At 38.4% G+C, this 18328-nt stretch carries 16 protein-coding genes and 1 tRNA gene; 13 read left to right on the top strand and 4 right to left on the bottom strand.

What is annotated here, in order from left to right:
* The gene (gene efaR, locus I588_RS15015; RefSeq protein ID WP_010759608.1) at positions 1 to 657 is read right to left on the bottom strand and encodes a transcriptional regulator EfaR; all 657 of its coding nucleotides are present in this window, start codon (positions 655 to 657) and stop codon (positions 1 to 3) included.
* Positions 658 to 872: 215 nt separating this feature from the next.
* Between efaR and gltB the strand changes: the two genes are divergently transcribed.
* Together gltB and I588_RS15005 are read left to right on the top strand one after the other, a co-directional pair.
* Positions 873 to 5366 (top strand): glutamate synthase large subunit, encoded by a 4494-nt coding sequence (gltB, locus tag I588_RS15010; protein WP_010759607.1) that lies wholly within the window; start codon positions 873 to 875, stop codon positions 5364 to 5366.
* Between the two features lie 2 nt (positions 5367 to 5368).
* Positions 5369 to 6808, top strand: a complete 1440-nt coding sequence (locus I588_RS15005) for a glutamate synthase subunit beta (protein ID WP_010759606.1) — start codon at positions 5369 to 5371, stop codon at positions 6806 to 6808.
* Between the two features lie 42 nt (positions 6809 to 6850).
* Here I588_RS15005 and I588_RS15000 read toward each other — a convergent pair whose 3' ends face one another.
* A complete protein-coding gene (locus I588_RS15000) occupies positions 6851 to 7204 on the bottom strand; it encodes a DUF4828 domain-containing protein (protein WP_010759605.1) in 354 nt (117 codons plus the stop codon).
* A gap of 106 nt (positions 7205 to 7310) precedes the next feature.
* Here I588_RS15000 and sfsA point away from each other — a divergent pair, with 106 nt between their 5' ends.
* The 4 genes from sfsA (at position 7311) to I588_RS14980 (ending at position 10365) form a co-directional block, all read left to right on the top strand.
* Complete coding sequence (sfsA, locus tag I588_RS14995; RefSeq protein WP_010759604.1) at positions 7311 to 8042, top strand: DNA/RNA nuclease SfsA; 732 nt, start codon at positions 7311 to 7313, stop codon at positions 8040 to 8042.
* Positions 8043 to 8057: 15 nt separating this feature from the next.
* Complete coding sequence (locus I588_RS14990) at positions 8058 to 9059, top strand: Gfo/Idh/MocA family protein (protein WP_010759603.1); 1002 nt, start codon at positions 8058 to 8060, stop codon at positions 9057 to 9059.
* Between the two features lie 8 nt (positions 9060 to 9067).
* Positions 9068 to 10240, top strand: a complete 1173-nt coding sequence (locus I588_RS14985; RefSeq protein ID WP_010759602.1) for a DEAD/DEAH box helicase — start codon at positions 9068 to 9070, stop codon at positions 10238 to 10240.
* A 51-nt stretch (positions 10241 to 10291) separates the two neighbouring features.
* Positions 10292 to 10365 (top strand) — tRNA-Arg (locus I588_RS14980).
* A gap of 51 nt (positions 10366 to 10416) precedes the next feature.
* On the opposite strand, the gene I588_RS14975 is transcribed toward I588_RS14980, so the two are convergent.
* Positions 10417 to 11658: an aminopeptidase gene (locus I588_RS14975; RefSeq protein WP_010759601.1), complete on the bottom strand. Its 1242-nt coding sequence runs from the start codon at positions 11656 to 11658 to the stop codon at positions 10417 to 10419.
* Positions 11659 to 11745: 87 nt separating this feature from the next.
* Positions 11746 to 12189: a flavodoxin gene (locus I588_RS14970; protein ID WP_010759600.1), complete on the bottom strand. Its 444-nt coding sequence runs from the start codon at positions 12187 to 12189 to the stop codon at positions 11746 to 11748.
* Between the two features lie 145 nt (positions 12190 to 12334).
* Between I588_RS14970 and map the strand changes: the two genes are divergently transcribed.
* The 7 genes from map (at position 12335) to rfbC (ending at position 18326) form a co-directional block, all read left to right on the top strand.
* Positions 12335 to 13099, top strand: coding sequence for a type I methionyl aminopeptidase (map, locus tag I588_RS14965; RefSeq protein ID WP_010759599.1), 765 nt, complete (start codon positions 12335 to 12337; stop codon positions 13097 to 13099).
* A 13-nt stretch (positions 13100 to 13112) separates the two neighbouring features.
* Positions 13113 to 14039, top strand: a complete 927-nt coding sequence (locus tag I588_RS14960; RefSeq protein ID WP_010759598.1) for a YihY/virulence factor BrkB family protein — start codon at positions 13113 to 13115, stop codon at positions 14037 to 14039.
* Positions 14040 to 14118: 79 nt separating this feature from the next.
* A complete protein-coding gene (locus I588_RS14955; protein WP_010759597.1) occupies positions 14119 to 15237 on the top strand; it encodes an MraY family glycosyltransferase in 1119 nt (372 codons plus the stop codon).
* A gap of 8 nt (positions 15238 to 15245) precedes the next feature.
* Positions 15246 to 16046, top strand: a complete 801-nt coding sequence (locus I588_RS14950; protein WP_034694414.1) for a glycosyltransferase — start codon at positions 15246 to 15248, stop codon at positions 16044 to 16046.
* A 10-nt stretch (positions 16047 to 16056) separates the two neighbouring features.
* Positions 16057 to 16800 carry a glycosyltransferase family 2 protein gene (locus I588_RS14945; RefSeq protein ID WP_010759595.1) on the top strand — a complete coding sequence of 248 codons (744 nt, stop codon included), beginning with the start codon at positions 16057 to 16059 and terminating at the stop codon, positions 16798 to 16800.
* Between the two features lie 72 nt (positions 16801 to 16872).
* The gene (gene rfbA / locus I588_RS14940; protein WP_010759594.1) at positions 16873 to 17745 is read left to right on the top strand and encodes a glucose-1-phosphate thymidylyltransferase RfbA; all 873 of its coding nucleotides are present in this window, start codon (positions 16873 to 16875) and stop codon (positions 17743 to 17745) included.
* Entirely contained in the window at positions 17745 to 18326 is a 582-nt protein-coding gene (gene rfbC / locus I588_RS14935; RefSeq protein WP_010759593.1) for a dTDP-4-dehydrorhamnose 3,5-epimerase, read from the top strand. The genes rfbA and rfbC overlap by 1 nt, the downstream gene beginning before the upstream one ends.
* Positions 18327 to 18328: the final 2 nt, after the last annotated feature.

Raw genomic sequence — 18328 nt, 5'->3', positions numbered from 1 at the left:
TTACTCTCCTTCTATTTGATCAACGAAAATTGTGCTGGCAGCTTTGTAACTAATACTTACCTGCTTTTGATCGTTTGTTAAAGTAATGGGACCTTCATAAGCTGCAATATCAGTAATGGTAAATTCTTCATGGATATTCACCTTGAGGTTAACTAGATAATCCAATAGATCTTTCTCGTCTAACACGCGCGCGATACGAATTTTTGTCTTAATGGGATAGTCAACTAAAGTTAGTCTTTCTTTTTCATGAATTACTTGTCCATTTTGTGGTATCATACCGCCATGCGGGCAGTATGCAGGATGCTCAAGATAAGTATTAAGTCTTTTTTCCAATTGTGAAGACGTAACGTGTTCTAACACTTCGGCGTCATCATGGACTTCATTCCAAGAATAGCCTAAGTGATTGACGAGGAAGACCTCCCAAAGCCGATGTTTTCTAACTAAGGTACTTGCTTTTTCTAAACCTAAAGATGTTAGCTGAACACCCTGGTAAGGTGAATGACTAACTAGTCCTTCTTTTACTAATTTTGAAATCATTTCACTGACAGAGGCACCGGATATTGTCAAACCAGAAACAATTTGTTTATTGCTGACTTTCTTTTTGTCGCCGCCCAGTTCTAAAATCAATTTTAAATAATCTTCGCGATTTGGTGTCATAACGGTCATCCTTTCAAGACTTGCACATATCAGAATAAGTTTATCAAATAATCCTCTTTTTTACCATTTGATTCAACTTCTTTGTATCGCTATTATTAAGGTTAACTGGCAGATTGAAAAAAAATTTCTAAGAAGTATTGCGTAACGCAAGTAAACAAGGTAATATATTAAAAATAAATGAGAATTGTCAAACTATTTAAAGGATTGGTGGCCATATGTCGAATCAGACACGATCTAAAGTCCCAACCATGTATAATCCTTCTTTTGAAAAGGATGCATGTGGTATGGGCTTTATTGCTCAAATGCATGGAAACGCGTCTAGAGAATTAGTCGTACATGCGTTAACAATGTTAGAAAGAATGAACCATCGTGGTGGAACAGGAGCAGAACCAGACACTGGAGATGGTGCTGGAATCTTAATAACTGTGCCTGATCGGTTTTTCCGCCGCGAAGCTGGCAAACAAGGAATTACTCTTCCTTCCAAGGGAGAATATGCGGTTGGAATGTTTTTCTTGCCAACTGAAGAAAAACAAAAGCTTGGTTTGATGCAAGCTATTATTAACGATATTGAAACAGCTGGTTATCCAGTAATCTGGCATCGTGACGTACCCTTCCAGTTTGAAAACTGTGGACCTGGCGCTCAACGTGTAATGCCAAGTTTCGTACAGTTATTTGTCAAAAAGCCGATGGATGTTAAAGCAGGTCGTATGTTTGAAGACCATTTGTATCGATTACGACGAAAATTAGAAAAAACGTATCATTCTAATGAGATGTCTCTTTGTAGTCTTTCAGCAAAAACAATTGTCTACAAAGGAATGCTTCATGCATATCAAGTGGGGATTTTTTATGAAGATTTGCAAGATGCTGAATTTGAGGCAAGTATTGCCGTTGTCCATTCTCGTTTTTCTACAAATACTTTCCCTAGTTGGGATCGGGCACAACCCTTCCGCTTCTTGGCACATAATGGTGAAATTAACACCTTGCGTGGTGCTGAAAATTGGATGAAGAGCCATGGTGTAGAAGTCTACAATGAAGAAGATTCTGATTCAGCTAAATTAGAAAATTGTATGGAGTATTTGTATAGAAATGGCCGGGATATTCCACAAGCTTTAATGATGATGGTTCCTGAGGCATGGTCTAAAGAAGCTGGCTTAGGTGATGAACTGACAGCTTTTAGCGAGTACAATGCTAGCTTTATGGCACCTTGGGACGGACCAGCAGCCTTATGTTTTACTGATGGGGATATGGTAGGCGCAGCATTAGACCGAAATGGTTTACGTCCTTCTCGATATTCAATCACTAAAGATGGTCTAGTTCAAGTTGCTTCTGAGTCTGGAGTAGTGGACTTTGAATCTTCTAACATCATTGAAAAAGGGGTACTGGGACCTGCCAATATGATTTTAGTAGATACAACAAGTGGTCGTTTTTACCGGAATGAAGAGATTAAGGAAAAGTATGCAAAGAGTCATCCGTACCAAAAATGGTTGGATGAACATCGTATAGAAATTAGTCAATTAAACGTCGAAGACACGAGTGAAACTAAGATGTCTGAAGCAGAGTTGAAACAAATGTGGCGTTTAAATGGGTATACGGATGAAATTATTCGTGGTGCCATCTTGCCAATGGCGGAAAATGGAGAAGAACCTGTTATCTCAATGGGATTTGATGCACCTCTAGCTGTTTTAAGTGAAAAACCGCAGTCGCTATTTACGTATTTTAAACAGCAGTTTGCTCAAGTTACTAACCCGCCAATTGATGCAATTCGTGAACAATTAGTGATTGGTACAGAAATGTTTTTAGGTCGTGATGGAGACGTTCGTAAGGATGTCGCTGTCAATTGTCAAAAACTAAAAATTGAAAGCCCAGTATTAAATACTGAAGATTTTCAGAAAATCATTTCATTGGATGAAAAACATCAAAAAACAGTGATTATTTCGACTCTTTACAAATTGGGGGAAACAACAAGTCGCTTAGAAGATGCTTTAGAGCAAATGTTCAAGTTGGCAGAACAAGCAGTTGATGATGGAGCAACAATTATTGTTCTTAGTGATCGTAATCCAGAGACAGAGAAGCTGGCAATGCCAGTCCTTTTAGCCGTTTCTGGCTTGCATAATTATTTAGTACGTAAAGGGAAAGCCTCTTTAGCGAGTATTGTTGTAGATTCAGCAGAAGTTTGTGAGGTACATCATTTTGCGACATTAATTGGCTATGGAGCAAGTGGTATCCATCCTTATGGAGCGTATGCGACTTTACAAGACTTTTCTGTTGAGAATGGTCTTGAAAAGTATCGGAAAGCGGCTGAAAAAGGAATTGTTAAGGTGATGTCTCGCATGGGGATCTCAACAATTGCTGGTTATCATGGTGCTCAGCTATTTGAAGTTGTTGGTATCAGCCAAAAAGTTACCGATCAGTATTTTACTGGGACAGTTAGTCGTATTGGTGGTTTATCATTGGCCCAAATTGAAGAAGAATATTTGCATCGTTATCGGTTAGCTTATGGCTCTAGAGGAAATGATTTCTTAGCTTCAGGTGGAAGCTTCCAATTTAAAGCTGAAGGTGAACATCATCTTTATAATCCAAAAACAATTTATAATTTCCAACAGGCTGTGCGGTCTGGTGATTATGAATTATATAAACGTTACGCTACCGAAATGAACGAAGAAGCGGATAAGCAACCAACCACACTACGCTCTATGTGGGAATTTGCCAGTAAGCGTCCGCCAGTGAAAATTTCTGAAGTTGAACCTGCTGCAAGTATCGTGAAGCGATTCAAGGTAGGTGCTATGTCTTATGGTTCGCTAAGTGAGGAAGCACACCAATGTATTGCCGAAGCAATGAATGCTATCGGAGCAAAGTCTAACAGTGGTGAAGGCGGAGAAAATCGCAATCGATTTAAGCCGCGCCAAGATGGGAAGAACTACAATAGTAAAATTAAGCAGGTAGCATCAGGACGTTTTGGAGTGAATGCGGAATACTTGATGAGTGCAGAAGAACTACAAATTAAAATGGCTCAGGGTGCCAAACCAGGTGAGGGTGGACAACTTCCTGGAAATAAAGTATTTCCTTGGGTAGCTGAAATCCGCGGTTCCACACCAGGTGTGCGTTTAATTTCACCACCACCGCATCACGATATCTATTCAATTGAAGATTTAGCTCAATTGATTTTCGATTTAAAAACGATTAATCCTTATGCGAAAATCAATGTTAAACTAGTATCTAGTACAGGTGTGGGAACGATTGCGACCGGCGTAGTAAAAGCTGGTGCAGATGTTGTTGTTATATCCGGCTATGATGGCGGTACTGGTGCTTCTCCTAGAAATTCAGTTCGGGATGCTGGTTTGCCTTGGGAGATGGGGCTAGCAGAAGCACATCAAACCTTGGCAATGAATAACTTGCGTCAACGAATGATTTTAGAGACTGACGGTAAATTAATGACCGGCCGAGATGTGGCTATGGCAACACTTTTAGGCGCGGAAGAGTATAGTTTTGCTTCATTAGCTTTAGTAGCTATTGGCTGTGTGATGATGCGAGTCTGTAGCTTAAATACTTGTCCAGTAGGGGTAGCAACTCAGAATCCTGCATTGCGCAAGTTCTTTGTAGGTAAGCCTGAACACATTATAAATACTATGATGTTCATTGCAGAAGATTTAAGAGAAATTATGGCCGAGTTAGGCTTTAGAAGTATTGACGAGATGGTTGGGCATACTGAAGTATTACAGCCACGCTTTGTGGCAAAAGGAAAAGCAAAATCATTAGATTTTAGCCGGATTTTGTCAACAAGCGTTGGAATTGAACGAAAAGTAGAAGATCCATTTATTGATAAACGACAATGGAAAGAATTGGATCACTTTGCTGAAAATGCAATTGAAAATGGGGAAGTTGTTCGAATTGAACAGCCAATTAACAATGTTAATCGCTCAGTAGGGGCTCGTATGGGAGGCTGGATCGCAGAACGATTTGGCAATTATGAATTAACTCCGGGACAGTTGAAATATACCTATCGTGGAATTGCTGGTCAAAGTTTTGGTGCCTTTACTACCCAAGGAATGGAACTAAAACTAATCGGTGAAGCAAATGACTATGTCGCTAAAGGATTGAGTGGTGGACGACTGATTATTGTTCCGCCAGAAGATGCAGCTTATGATGTTGAGCATTCACCGATTGTCGGCAATGTAGCTTGTTTTGGAGCCAATCGAGGCGAAGCCTTTTTCCGTGGCCGGGCCGGGGAACGTTTCTGCGTTCGTAACAGTGGTGCGAATGTTGTGGTGGAAGGTGTCGGCGATCATGGTTGTGAATATATGACTGGTGGTATTGCTGTGATTCTTGGTTCTACAGGTCGCAACTTTGCAGCAGGTATGTCTGGTGGAGTGGCTTACGTATATGATCCAGAGAATAAATTAGCTGGAAATTGTAACATGGAAATGGTTGAGCTTTTCAAAGTTGATGAAACTGGTGATGATTCTGCATTGAAAGAATTACTTGAAAAACATTTGGTTTTCACAGATTCACAAAAGGCGGAAAAATTACTGGCAAACTGGGAAGAAGAAAAACAACATTTTGTCAAAGTTTACCCGAGCGAGTACCATGAAATGATTCGTGTGACTGAAGAGTTAGCTAAAACAGGTTTGTCTGGAGATGAATTAGTAGAGGAAGCCTTTAATAAAGTTATCGGTATTCAAACTGTACCTGTTGGAAAGGAGCGTGGCTAATTATGGCAGATCCATTTGGTTTCTTAAAATATACCCGCAAAGATAATCCATATCGTCCAGTAGAAGAACGAGTCCAAGATTGGAACGAATTGCAAGTACCATTAGACGTAGAAGAGCGTCAGGAACAAGCAGCACGCTGTATGAGCTGCGGAATTCCTTTCTGTCATACCGGGCTTTTTTATGGTGGTAAACGAGCAGTTTCAGGTTGTCCTAACGATAACTTAATCCCTGAGTGGAATGATTTGGTTTATCGTGGAGAATTTAAAAAGGCTTTTGATCGTTTAGCCAAGACAAATCCATTACCAGAAATGACGGGCCGTGTTTGCCCAGCACCTTGTGAGAAGGCTTGTACCGAAGGCTTGAACGGCTCAGGAGTAACCATTCATGATAATGAGCGTTTTATTATTGACAATGCTTTTGAAAATGATTGGGTGAAGGAGACAGGATTACCGGTTGAGCGTACGAATTTCAAAGTTGCGATTGTTGGATCAGGCCCTGCAGGTCTTTCTGCTGCTTGGCGTCTAAATCAGCTGGGGCACAATGTGACTGTTTATGAACGGAGTGATCGCGCTGGAGGACTTCTGATGTATGGAATTCCTAATATGAAATTAGACAAAGAGGTAGTCGATCGTCGTATTAAGGTAATGGAAGATGTTGGTATCCAGTTTGTTTTAAGCACAGAGATTGGAGTGGATATCACAGCTGAAGAATTACAGAGTCAATATGATCGTGTAATTATTACCAGTGGTGCCAGCGTTCCCCGTGATTTAAAAGTACCAGGTCGTGAGTTGCATGGTGTTCAATTTGCAGTAGATTATTTAACAGAATGTACTAAAAATGTTTTGAAATATGGAAAAGAAGCTACTAGTAAAAAACTAGCAGGTAAACACGTTGTAGTAATTGGAGGCGGAGATACAGGAAACGATTGTATTGGCTCGGCTATTCGACAAGGAGCAGCATCAGTTAAACAATTGGAGATCACTCCTCAACTACCGCAAACACGTACAGCTGTTAATCCATGGCCAGAATATCCAATGATTAATCGAACAGGATATGGACAAGAAGAGGGATTGGCTACAAATGAAGAAAAGCTAACTTATTACAGTACTTCAACAACTTCTTTCATTGGTGCAGAGCGTGGTCAAGTCATCGCAATTGAAACAACCCAGGTTGATGAACGTTTCCAGCCTGTAGCTGGAACAGAGCAAGTATTGAAAGCTGATTTAGTATTATTGGCTATGGGCTTCACAGGAGCAGAACAGCGTCTTTTAGATAGTTTTTCTGTTCATGAAGTTTATGATGATTATACAACGGATAACGAAAGAGTCTATGTCGCTGGAGATGCGAAACGAGGACCAAGCTTAGTAATTTGGGCAATTCGTGAAGGTCGAAAGGCTGCAGAAACGGTAGATCAAATGTTACGAGCATTAGTATATCAATAACAAAAAAGGTCTGTTGCACATCATGTTGTGCAGCAGACTTTTTTAATTGACTGGAGATATTGGCAGTGAAGCATCATCTGCTTCATCATACAGAGTAGTAGGCACACCCTTCTCGGTTTTTATAACTAAATGATAACCAAATTGATCTTGAATAGTTAGTTTGTTTTTAGTCAGTTCGATTAATTGATAGACAATCTCTTTGCCATCAATCATAATAGACAAATCGGGGTAAATAGTGAGTATATGGTTTTTGGCTTCTTTGGGATGAAAGAAAGACCATGAACCAACATAAAGCAGACTGGGATCTTCTGAAGCAGCCTCCTCTTTACGCAAGAATAATCCGAGAGCGCCAGCTATCACAGATGCGCCTAGAAAAACATGCCATTTTCTTTTCATCAAAAAGCTCCTTCCCTATAATCTTTCATTTTACTATATAATAAAGAATGTCCGATGACTATCGGGCTTAAGTACTATTTAATAATTTTAAAGGATTTTGATAAAGATGCAGTATACAAATATTAAGCTTGCCTATTTTTTAGAACGGCCGAATCGGTTTATCGCACACTGTCGATTAGTAACTACAGATGAAACAGTAATTGCTCATGTAAAAAATACCGGTAGATGCAAAGAGATTTTACTACCGGAAGCACTTGTTGCCTTAAATTATCAGCCCTCAGCCAAAAGAAAAACAGATTATGATTTAATAGCTGTCAAAAAGGGGGAGATGTGGATTAATATTGATTCACAGATACCTAATATTTTAGCGGCAAATGGTTTATTACAAGGAACAATTACTTTACCACATTTAAAAGGTAAAATATCCTTTCTAAAAAGAGAGTACATGTATGGTCATTCCAAATTTGATATTTATTTTGAGACTAATCAAGGAGAGAAAGGATTTGTAGAAGTAAAAGGGATGACTTTGGAAAATCATGGAATTGGCGCTTTTCCAGATGCTCCGACTATTAGAGGAAAGAAGCATGTATTAGGTTTGGCAGAAGCGGCTGTCTCAGGATATAAAAGTTATCTATTGTTTATTGTACAATTTCCTAAAATAAAAGCGGCTACGATACACCAAGTCATGCAGCCAGATTTTTTTCAAGCTGTTGCACAGGCTGAGCAAGACGGCGTGACTATTTTAGCGTATAATTGTGAAGTAGATGAATCGACGATTGACTTAGTAGGACAGGTTCCTTTTAATCTGACTCAATCGTTTATCGATCCGAATCTGTGAAAGGTGGAAATAAACATGATTAATTTAGGAATTATTGGAACAAATTGGATTACTCATCAATTTGTAGAGGCAGCTTTAGCTACTGGGAAATATCAATTAGCAGCGGTTTACTCTCGACGGTTGGAAACGGCACAAGAATTCGGTGAACGGTATGGAGATGTTGAATACGCAGTAGATCTTCCAACTTTTTTCGGGATTGCACATTTAGATACAGTATACATTGCTTCACCCAACAGCTTGCACTTCGAACAAGCTAAAGCAGCAATTTTAGCGGGTAAAAATGTCATTGTTGAAAAACCAGCCTTTTCAACGCCAAAAGAAATGGATGAAATTATTAAGTTAGCCAATGAAAAAAGAGTATTTTTCTTTGAAGCTGCTCGAAATATTCATGAGAAAGCATTTAAGACAGTAGCGGATTTTTTACCTTTGAAAGACCGTATTTTAGGAGCGGATTTCAGCTTTTCTAAATACTCTTCTCGTTACGATCTCGTGTTAGATGGGGAAGAGCCCAATATTTTTTCACCACATTTTTCTGGAGGAGCGTTAGTTGATTTAGGTGTATACCCAATTTATGCGGCTTTAGCCTGGTTTGGGATGCCCAAAGAGAGTCACTATTTCGGGAACCTGATTTCGACAGGAGTAGATGGTTTAGGTATTGGCGTTTTACGCTATGATAATTTTGACGTGTCTATTCGTACAGGGAAAATTAATGACAGTTATCAAAAAGCTGAAATTTATTTGGATAATGGTACCCTTGAAATGAATGCAATCAATTCAATCGATGACGCTGTTTTTCACGATCGAAATCACAAGCGTAAGGAAAAACTATCGGTACACCAATTAGAAAATCCAATGGTTGAGGAAGCAGAAGTATTTGCGCAAGTTTTATTAAATCCAGAAGATCGTGATTTAGGCTTCTTATACGAGGAATGGGTAGAGTTAGCTCGCAATGTAAACCAAGTATTATATGATATGAGAAAAAGTGCAGGTATCGTTTTTGATGCCGATGAAAAGTAGAGGAATTTATGAATAATCAACAATTAGTATCATTTTTGCAGCAAAACTGGGACGAAGCAGGATTTTCAACGCCTTCTTTAATTCAGACTGAAGTGTTTGAACCTATTTCTGAAGGAAAAAATCTGGTTGGGATTGCTCCAACTGGAAGTGGAAAAACCTTAGCGTATCTATTGCCCTTGCTGAATCAACTAAAGCCTAAAGAAGCGAATCAGCTTTTAATTCTAACCTCCTCTCAAGAGCTAGCAATGCAAGTGGTAGAGGTAACTCGGGTTTGGCTAAAAGGCTCTGAAATGCGTGTTCTGCCTCTAATTGGTGGAGCCAATATTAAACGACAACAAGACGGACTAAAGAAAAAACCTGAAGTAATAATTGGTACCCCTGGAAGAATCATGGAGCTGATAGCTAGTAAGAAACTGAAGAGCCATCAATTTAAATCAGTTGTATTTGATGAAGTGGACCAGCTAATCCAAGGACAAAATTTACAGCTTATTCAACGAATCGTGAAAAGCTTGCCTCAAACTGTTCAACGGTTATATTTTTCAGCAACAGCGGATAAAGTTTTATCAGAAATTCAACAAATTGATAATGATTTAACCGTTGTGGACGTTAGTGAAACGGATAAGAGTCAAGGAGACGTTGCACATTTTTATTTAGAAGTCAGTGAACGAAAAAAGGTAGACACCTTACGTCGACTATTAAATCTTCCTGCATTCTGGGGTTTATTGTTCTTTAATCAGCTAAATGACTTAGGTGCAGCTGAACAAAAACTGCTATTTCACAAACTTCCAGTAGCTAGCTTAGCTTCTGATCAGAATAAGCAACTGCGTAAACAAGCAATCGATAAACTGAAAAAACATCAACTAGCAGGCTTGCTTACAACAGATATAGCTAGCCGGGGATTAGATATTGAATCTATGCCTTTTGTTGTCAACGTAGATTTTCCGAAGACGGAAGAGAGCTACCTTCACAGAGCAGGGCGCGTTGGCCGAATGGGAAAAGAAGGAGTAGTTATTTCAGTTGTTACACCTCAAGAAGTAGTTGGAGCAAAGAAAACAGCTAAGAAATTGGGAATTATCTTGGAGCCAGTGTATCTTTATGGTGGTGTATTAACTACGGAAAAACCAGAAAAAACAATAGAAAGCAGTAAAAAGAAAAAAAGCAAAGTGAAAAGGCGCAAATAGTGCCTTTTTTCCTTGCGAAATGAACATTAAATCGCTAAAATATAGAAGTATGTCCTTGTAGCTCAGTAGGATAGAGCAATCGCCTCCTAAGCGATAGGTCGCTGGTTCGATTCCAGTCAAGGACGTTTAAAACCCCTTTGGAGCTTTCTCCAAAGGGGTTTTAATAGACTAAACTGTTATCGAGCCCAATCGCCATTTCTAAATACGGGAACGCGACTTCCGTCTTCTCGAATACCATCGATAGACATCTTATTTGAGCCCACCATAAAGTCTACGTGTGTTTGACTGCTGTTTAAGCCTGCTTCCGCCAGCTCTTCTTCAGACATTTCCGTTCCACCTTCTACGCTAAAAGGATAGGCTGCACCTAAGGCTAAGTGGTTTGAAGCATTTTCGTCAAACAGAGTATTGTAGAAGGTAATTCCAGATTGAGAAATTGGTGATGGATCAGGCACTAAAGCCACTTCACCTAAATGTTTGGCACCTTCATCGATGTCAAGCAGTGATGCCAACACATTTTGGCCTTCCTTAGCAGAAAAATCAATAACTTTTCCATCTTTGAAGGTAAATTTCATGTCTAATAAAGTAGTTCCTGCATAACTTAAAGGTTTTGTACTTGTGATATATCCGTCAACACGATTCCTATCAGGAGCAGTAAAAACTTCTTCTGTAGGCATATTTGCCATAAACTCGTTGCCGTCAGCTGCAAAACTGCCCGCCCCTTCCCAAATATGATTTTTTGGCAAGCCAATTATCAAATCTGTTCCTGGTGCCGTGTAATGGAGAGCAGAAAATTGTTCTTTATTTAGCCTTTCTGCTTGAGCACGCATGTTTTGATCATGTTCGCGCCAAGCTTTGATGGGATCATTGTTGTAAATACGTGTAGTTTTGAAAATTTCATCCCATAAAGCATCCAGTTGTTCTTCAGAAGTCTCTAGCTCTGGAAAAACTTTTTTAGCCCAAGCGGGACTTGCAGCGGCTACAACTGTCCAACGTAACTTATTTGATTGAGTCGCCTGCATAACTGATTTTAGTGCTTTTCCTCGAGCTTGTTGATAAGCAGCAACGCGATTCGTATCGACACCAAGCAATGCATCTGGATCGGAAGAGACAATACTAATTCGACTAACGCGTTTCTTTGCAAAGTCATCTGCTTCAGCTTTCTTATATTCTGGAACGGTTGAAATATATTCTTCTGCGGCATTCATTAAAAATTCACGCTGAATTAAATCGTCATTCCACTGAACAATCACTTGATTTGCTCCCAATTTATAAGCATGAGAAGTTACAAGCCGTGCTAAAGGTGCTTGGTCAACGCTAGCATAAACAACGACCGTATCACCTTTCTGTGTATTGATACCTACCTCGGTGATTAAGCGAGCATATTTCTCTAAGTTATCTAAAAAGTTTGGTAATACCATTTTTATCCCTCCGTTTCTTTAAACTTATGATAGCATTTCTTTTTCATACAAAAAAGGAATCTTCCTTATTGAAAGATTCCTTATAGATTATGAAGCAGCTTCAACTAACTTTTTAGCAAATGCTTCTAAGTTTTCAATGTCCTCTTCTTCAGCGGCCATTTCAACTTTTACATTTTCAGCACCTTTTGAAGCACCGGTCTTAGTAAACGCGCTATCAAAATCATCTACGGATTTACAATACTGCTCATAGAAGGTATCTCCTGAGCCGCAAACGCCGTAAACTTTACCAGATAAATCCAACTCTTGCAATTCTTCATAAAAATCGACAATTTCATCAGGTAAGTCGCCTTCACCATATGTGTAAGTGGCAACAACACAAATATCAGCAGCTTCAAAATCCTCTGCATCAACCTGAGTACATTCGTCAATTTCCACTTCAATATTTAAGTTCTCAAAAGCTTCAGAAACGATATCGGCTATTTCTTCCGTATTTCCTGTCATACTTGCGTAAACAATTTTTGCTAGTGTCAAAAACAATTCCTCCTTGAGACTGTATGTGGGCTGATTATACCAAAAGTTTGAGAAAAAAGGAATGTTTCTTTTGTTGATTTGTTAAGCATTTGTTCGCTTAATAGGGTTATGTTAAAATAGAACAGATGAAAAAGGAGACGAGAACATGATTACATTAAAATCACCGAGAGAAATTGAAATGATGAACGAATCAGGCGAATTGTTGGCTGATGTTCATCGTCATTTACGTACATTTATTAAACCAGGAATTTCTAGCTGGGATATTGAAGTTTTTGTTCGAAAGTTTATTGAGAGCCATGGAGGAAAGGCTGCTCAAATTGGTTTTGAAGGCTATAAATATGCGACCTGCTGCAGTATTAATGATGAAATATGCCATGGTTTTCCTCGGAAAAAACCTTTGAAAAACGGTGACTTAGTCAAGGTTGACATGTGTGTAGAATATAAGGGGGCAATGTCTGATTCTTGTTGGGCATATGTTGTCGGTGAAGCCTCTCCAGAAATTCAACGGTTGATGGAGGTTACTAAAAAAGCTTTATATATCGGAATTGACCAAGCTCAGGTTGGTAATCGTATTGGCGATATTGGTCATGCTATTCAAACATATGCTGAAGGCGAAGGATTTTCAGTTGTCCGTGATTTTGTTGGTCACGGCATTGGACCAACTATTCATGAAGAACCAGCAATTCCTCATTATGGTGAAGCGGGTAAGGGACTACGCTTAAGAGAGGGCATGGTTATTACAATTGAACCAATGATTAATACTGGCGATTGGCAAATGAAAATGGACCCGAATGGCTGGACAGCGTATACTCGCGATGGTGGTTGGAGCTGTCAGTATGAACATACATTGGCCATTACCAAAGAAGGACCTAAATTATTGACTTCTCAAGGCGAAGAAGGAACCTACTAGAAAAGGAAACATTATGCTAGAAAAAATAAAAAGCAATAAAAAATTGATGCGTTTGATAGACTCTGTCCAAACCCATGTAAAAGAAACTGAAATAGGCGACCGTTCTGTAGTAGTCGCCTATTATTTGTTGCTGTCTTTTTTTCCTTTGCTTATTGTTATCGGAAATTTACTTCCTTATCTAAGTGTTACGCCTGAAACTGTTTTGCCTTATGTTCGCGAAATTATTCCTAAAGAAATTTATGAATTTCTTAAGCCTGCAATTGAAAGTTTGCTCTCAAATAACTCTGGTGGATTATTATCGATTTCCGTCTTAGCAGCAATTTGGTCTTCAAGCAAGGGAGTAAACGCGCTACAAACAGCTCTGAATCGTGCCTATGGCGTGGAAGATCGAGGGAATTTCGTTATTAGCCGAATCGTTTCTGTAGGAATGGTTGGTGTTCTTTTAATGGCAGTTATCGCAATTGCCTTATTTTTTAGTGTAGGTCAGTTAATAATGGACAGTTTACAACCGTTGTTAGGCTTTTCTACTACTTATATTGATATTTTTACTAAGTTACGATGGCCAGTTACGTTGTTGGGATTATTAATCATTCTAAGTGCAATTTACTTGGTGATTCCCAATGCACGAATTCGCCTAAAGTACACACTTCCAGGAACAGTTTTTGCGACGTTAGGTTGGATGGTGTTAGCACAAGGGTTTGGATTATATGCTAGTACTTTTGCTAGAAGTATTTCTGGCTATCAAATTATCGGAAGTTTTATTGTTTTAATGTTATGGTTGAACTTTGCGGCGACAATTGTAATTTTTGGTGGAATAATTAATGTAACCTTGGAAGAATTTCACACTGGACGTGAAGTTCGTGAAGGCAGCAATCGAATTAACAAGCTTTTAAAATTTTTCAAAAGAAAGTCATCAAAAAGTGATAAATCTGACCAATAATTTGGATAAGCTTGGTTTAGATGGTTGTAAAGCGGAATAAATTCGATATAATATTTTTTGAGAAAAGGTAGGTAGCAAAATGATAGTCTCGTTTGGATTAATTATCAAATATTTCCTTACATTTCTGATGGCAGTTGTCTTAACACCTATTTTTAAAATCATTTCTGTTCAGACAGGAATGGTAGATAAGCCAAATGCGCGACGAATCAATCAAGTACCCATGCCAAGCGCAGGTGGATTACCCATTTTTATTACCTTTGCTTTTTCGACACTTTTCTTCTTTCGTCACGTTATTCCACATACATATCTATTACCTATTTTAATTGGCGGAACAGTGATTGTTATCACGGGTGTGTTAGATGATAAGTTTGAATTAAATCCCAAACAAAAGAGTTTAGGTATTTTAATTGCAGCGTTGGTTATTTATTTTGGTTCAGATATTCATTTTAGCTTTTTAACAATTCCAATAATCGGTCATGTGGATCTTGGCTGGCTCAGTTTGCCAGCAACTATATTTTGGATTTTTGGTATCACAAATGCGGTAAATTTGATTGATGGTCTAGATGGTTTGGCAGCTGGAGTTTCGATCATTGGTTTAACAACAATTGGCGTAATTGGATATTTTTTCTTACATGCTTCTACTACTTATATCTCTTTGACTATTTTTTGTTTGGTGGCCAGCATTATGGGCTTTTTTCCATATAATTTCAATCCAGCAAAGATATATTTAGGAGATACAGGAGCCTTGTTTTTAGGCTTTATGATAGCCGTCCTTTCTTTACAGGGTCTAAAGAATGTTACGTTTATTACTTTAGTTACGCCTTTAATTATCTTAGGGGTACCCGTGACTGATACGTTCTTTGCCATGGTACGTCGTAAAGCAAAAAAAATGCCAATCTCTGCTGCAGATAAACAGCATTTGCATCACCGATTAATGGATTTAGGTTTTGGTCATCGAGGAGCCGTGCTGACTATTTATGCCATTGCGACACTTTTTTCATTTACTGCTTTGCTGATTAATTACACTAGTCGTATTGGAACAATTGTATTAATTATAGCTATGGGCTTTGCTTTGACTTTTCTTTTAGAGCTTATAGGGTTAATTAGTGAAAAGTACAGCTTTATTACTAAAACTTTCCGCTTTTTTGGCAACAAAGAATACCGTTCGCAGGTCCTAAAGAAATATTTCAAGAAATGAGCCAGTTAATGATGAATACACAAACAGAGATTGTCACTATTAGTATCGTTACTCATAATAGTGACAAAATTTTTTTAAGCTTAGATACTTTAATTGACAAATTAGGCCAAAATCCGGCGGTTCGTATTATGATTTTTGATAATCATTCTGCCTCAGAGTATCAGCGAAGGTTAATGGATTATAAAAAATTTCCCTTTATTCAGGTGACGCTTAATGAAGAAAATAGAGGATTTGGTTTTGGGCATAATTTCAATTTGCTCTCCAATCCTTCTGAATATGCGGTGATTTTCAACCCAGACATAATTTTAGGAGAAGAGGTTCTTTCTGGCTTAGTTTCATTATTGAGTGAACATCCAGAAGTTGCCCTGTTAGCGCCTAAGATTTTGAACGAAGACGGTTCTACTCAATTTTTAATTCGTGAGAAATTAGATGTTTTTGATTACATGCTGCGTTTTATCCCATTCTCATTTGTTAAAAAAATATTCAATCAACGTTTGGCCGCTTTCGAATGTCGAGATCTTCCCGATAATAAAGACAGTTATGTTCGGATGATTTCAGGCAGCTTTATGGTCGTAGATGTCGCCAAATTCATCGCTGTAGAGGGATTTGATGAGCGCTATTTTATGTACTTTGAAGACAACGACCTTTGCCGAAAAATGGAGACTGCTGGATATAAAGTTCTATACACTCCTAGATTCCAAGTCACTCATTTGTATGAACGAGGAGCTGTGAAGAGTCGAAAACTATTTTTTATTTTTTTACAATCCATGAGAAAATACTTCAGTAAATGGGGTTGGCAATTTTTTTAAGGAGGATTACATGCACGAAGGACATGCGTTATCTGTTTCAGTTTGTATGGCAACCTACAACGGGAGAGCATTTATTGAAGAACAGCTAGATAGTATTTTGCCACAGTTAAGTGAATATGATGAGCTAGTTGTTTCCGATAATTCTTCGTCAGATGGTACATGGGAATTATTGCTAGCTTATCAGAAAAAAGATCCTAGAATACAACTTTTCAAAAATGAAAAACCAGGAGTCATCGGCAATTTCGAACAAGCTATCAAAATGGGTCAAAAGGATTTAATTTTCTTATGTGATCAAGATGATGTTTGGCAGATGAATAAAATAGAAGTGATGAGAAGCTATTTTCAAAAGAATCCAGAAAAAACAGTGGTTGTCTCAGACTTAATCATTGTTGATAATGACTTTCAAACCTTAGTTCCTTCTTATCAAGCAATGCGGCATACTAAATCAGGTTTCTGGCATAATTTATTCCGAAGCAGTTATATTGGAGCCGGAATGGCCTTTCGAAAAGAACTAAAATCCTTAGTTTTGCCGATTCCTGCAGAGGTCCCAATGCATGATATGTGGATCGGCTTGCTTGCTGACCATACAAAGGGTGTGGCCTTTATTCCAGATAAATTAGTCTATTACAGAAGACATGGATTAAATACCACTGAAATCAAAACAACGGCTTCGAAATGGCAGCAATTTCGTTGGCGCTGGAAAGCTTGGCATTTAGTAAGGAAAAGACTAAGAGAAAATAAAAAAAATACGTAAAGTACTTTCTCCTTTAGGAAGACATCATGTATAATGAACAACGTATGTATAGATAAAGTTAGGAGCGTAAACATGAAAGGAATTATTTTAGCAGGCGGAAGCGGCACGCGTCTGTATCCATTAACTAAAGCAACATCTAAACAATTAATGCCAGTTTATGATAAGCCAATGATTTATTATCCTATGTCCACACTTATGCTGGCAGGTATTAAAGAAATCTTAATCATTTCGACACCTCAAGATACTCCTCGTTTTGAGAATCTCTTTGGATCAGGTGAAGAATTAGGGATCCATATAGAATATGCTGTTCAGGAGAGTCCTGACGGTTTAGCACAAGCATTTATTATTGGTGAAGAATTTATTGGTGAAGATAGTGTTTGCTTAGTCTTGGGGGATAATATCTATTATGGTGATGGTTTATCTCGTATGTTGCAGCGTACAGCAGCGAAGGAAGAGGGAGCAACGGTATTCGGTTATCATGTAAACGACCCTGAACGTTTTGGTGTAGTGGAGTTTGATGATCATATGCAAGCTATTTCTATTGAAGAAAAACCAGAACAGCCAAAATCTAATTATGCTGTGACAGGACTTTATTTCTATGATAACGATGTAGTGGAGATTGCTAAAAATATCCAACCATCTGATCGTGGTGAATTAGAAATTACTGATGTAAATAAAGAATATTTGAAACGCAATAAACTTTCTGTAGAAGTAATGAGCCGTGGTTTTGCTTGGTTGGATACAGGCACACACGAATCTTTACTGGAAGCTTCAACTTTTATTTCAACTATTGAAAAGCGTCAAAACTTAAAAGTTGCTTGTTTGGAAGAGATTGCATTCCGTATGGGATATATCACGAAAGATCAATTGGTTAAGCTTGCACAGCCATTGAAAAAAAATCAGTATGGACAATACTTATTACGTTTAGCAAAAGAGGAAGCATAATGGGAAAATTAGTTGTTACAGAAACTAAATTAACAGATGTAAAAATTGTAGAACCAGCCGTTTTTGGTGACCATCGCGGATTTTTCACTGAAAGTTACTCAGAGAAAGATTTTAAAGAAGCTGGGATTGAAGCGAACTTTATTCAAGATAATCATTCATTGTCTGCGCAACCAGGAGTGTTGAGAGGACTACATTTCCAAAAAGGGGCTTCTGCACAAACAAAGTTGATTCGAGTAGTTACAGGTGCTGTATTAGATGTTATTGTAGATATTCGTAAGGGGAGCCCGACCTATGGAAAATGGGAAGGTTATATTCTGTCTGAATACAACCATCGTCAATTGTTAGTTCCTAAAGGATATGCTCATGGCTTTATGACACTGACACCAAATGTAAACTTCTTATATAAATGTGATAATTACTATGATGCTGAAGCTGATGGAGGGATTGCTTTCAATGATCCAGATTTGAATATTCAATGGCCTATGGCGATAGATAAAGCAATTACTTCAGAAAAAGATCAAAAGCACCCAACATTAAAAGAATTTGAAGCTGAAAATCCGTTCATTTACGGTGAAATCTAAGG

The sequence above is a fragment of the Enterococcus pallens ATCC BAA-351 genome (assembly GCF_000407485.1).
GTDB lineage: Bacteria > Bacillota > Bacilli > Lactobacillales > Enterococcaceae > Enterococcus_A > Enterococcus_A pallens.
Note: the sequence above shows the minus strand (reverse complement) of the source record. Positions and strands in the feature narration are given on the sequence as shown.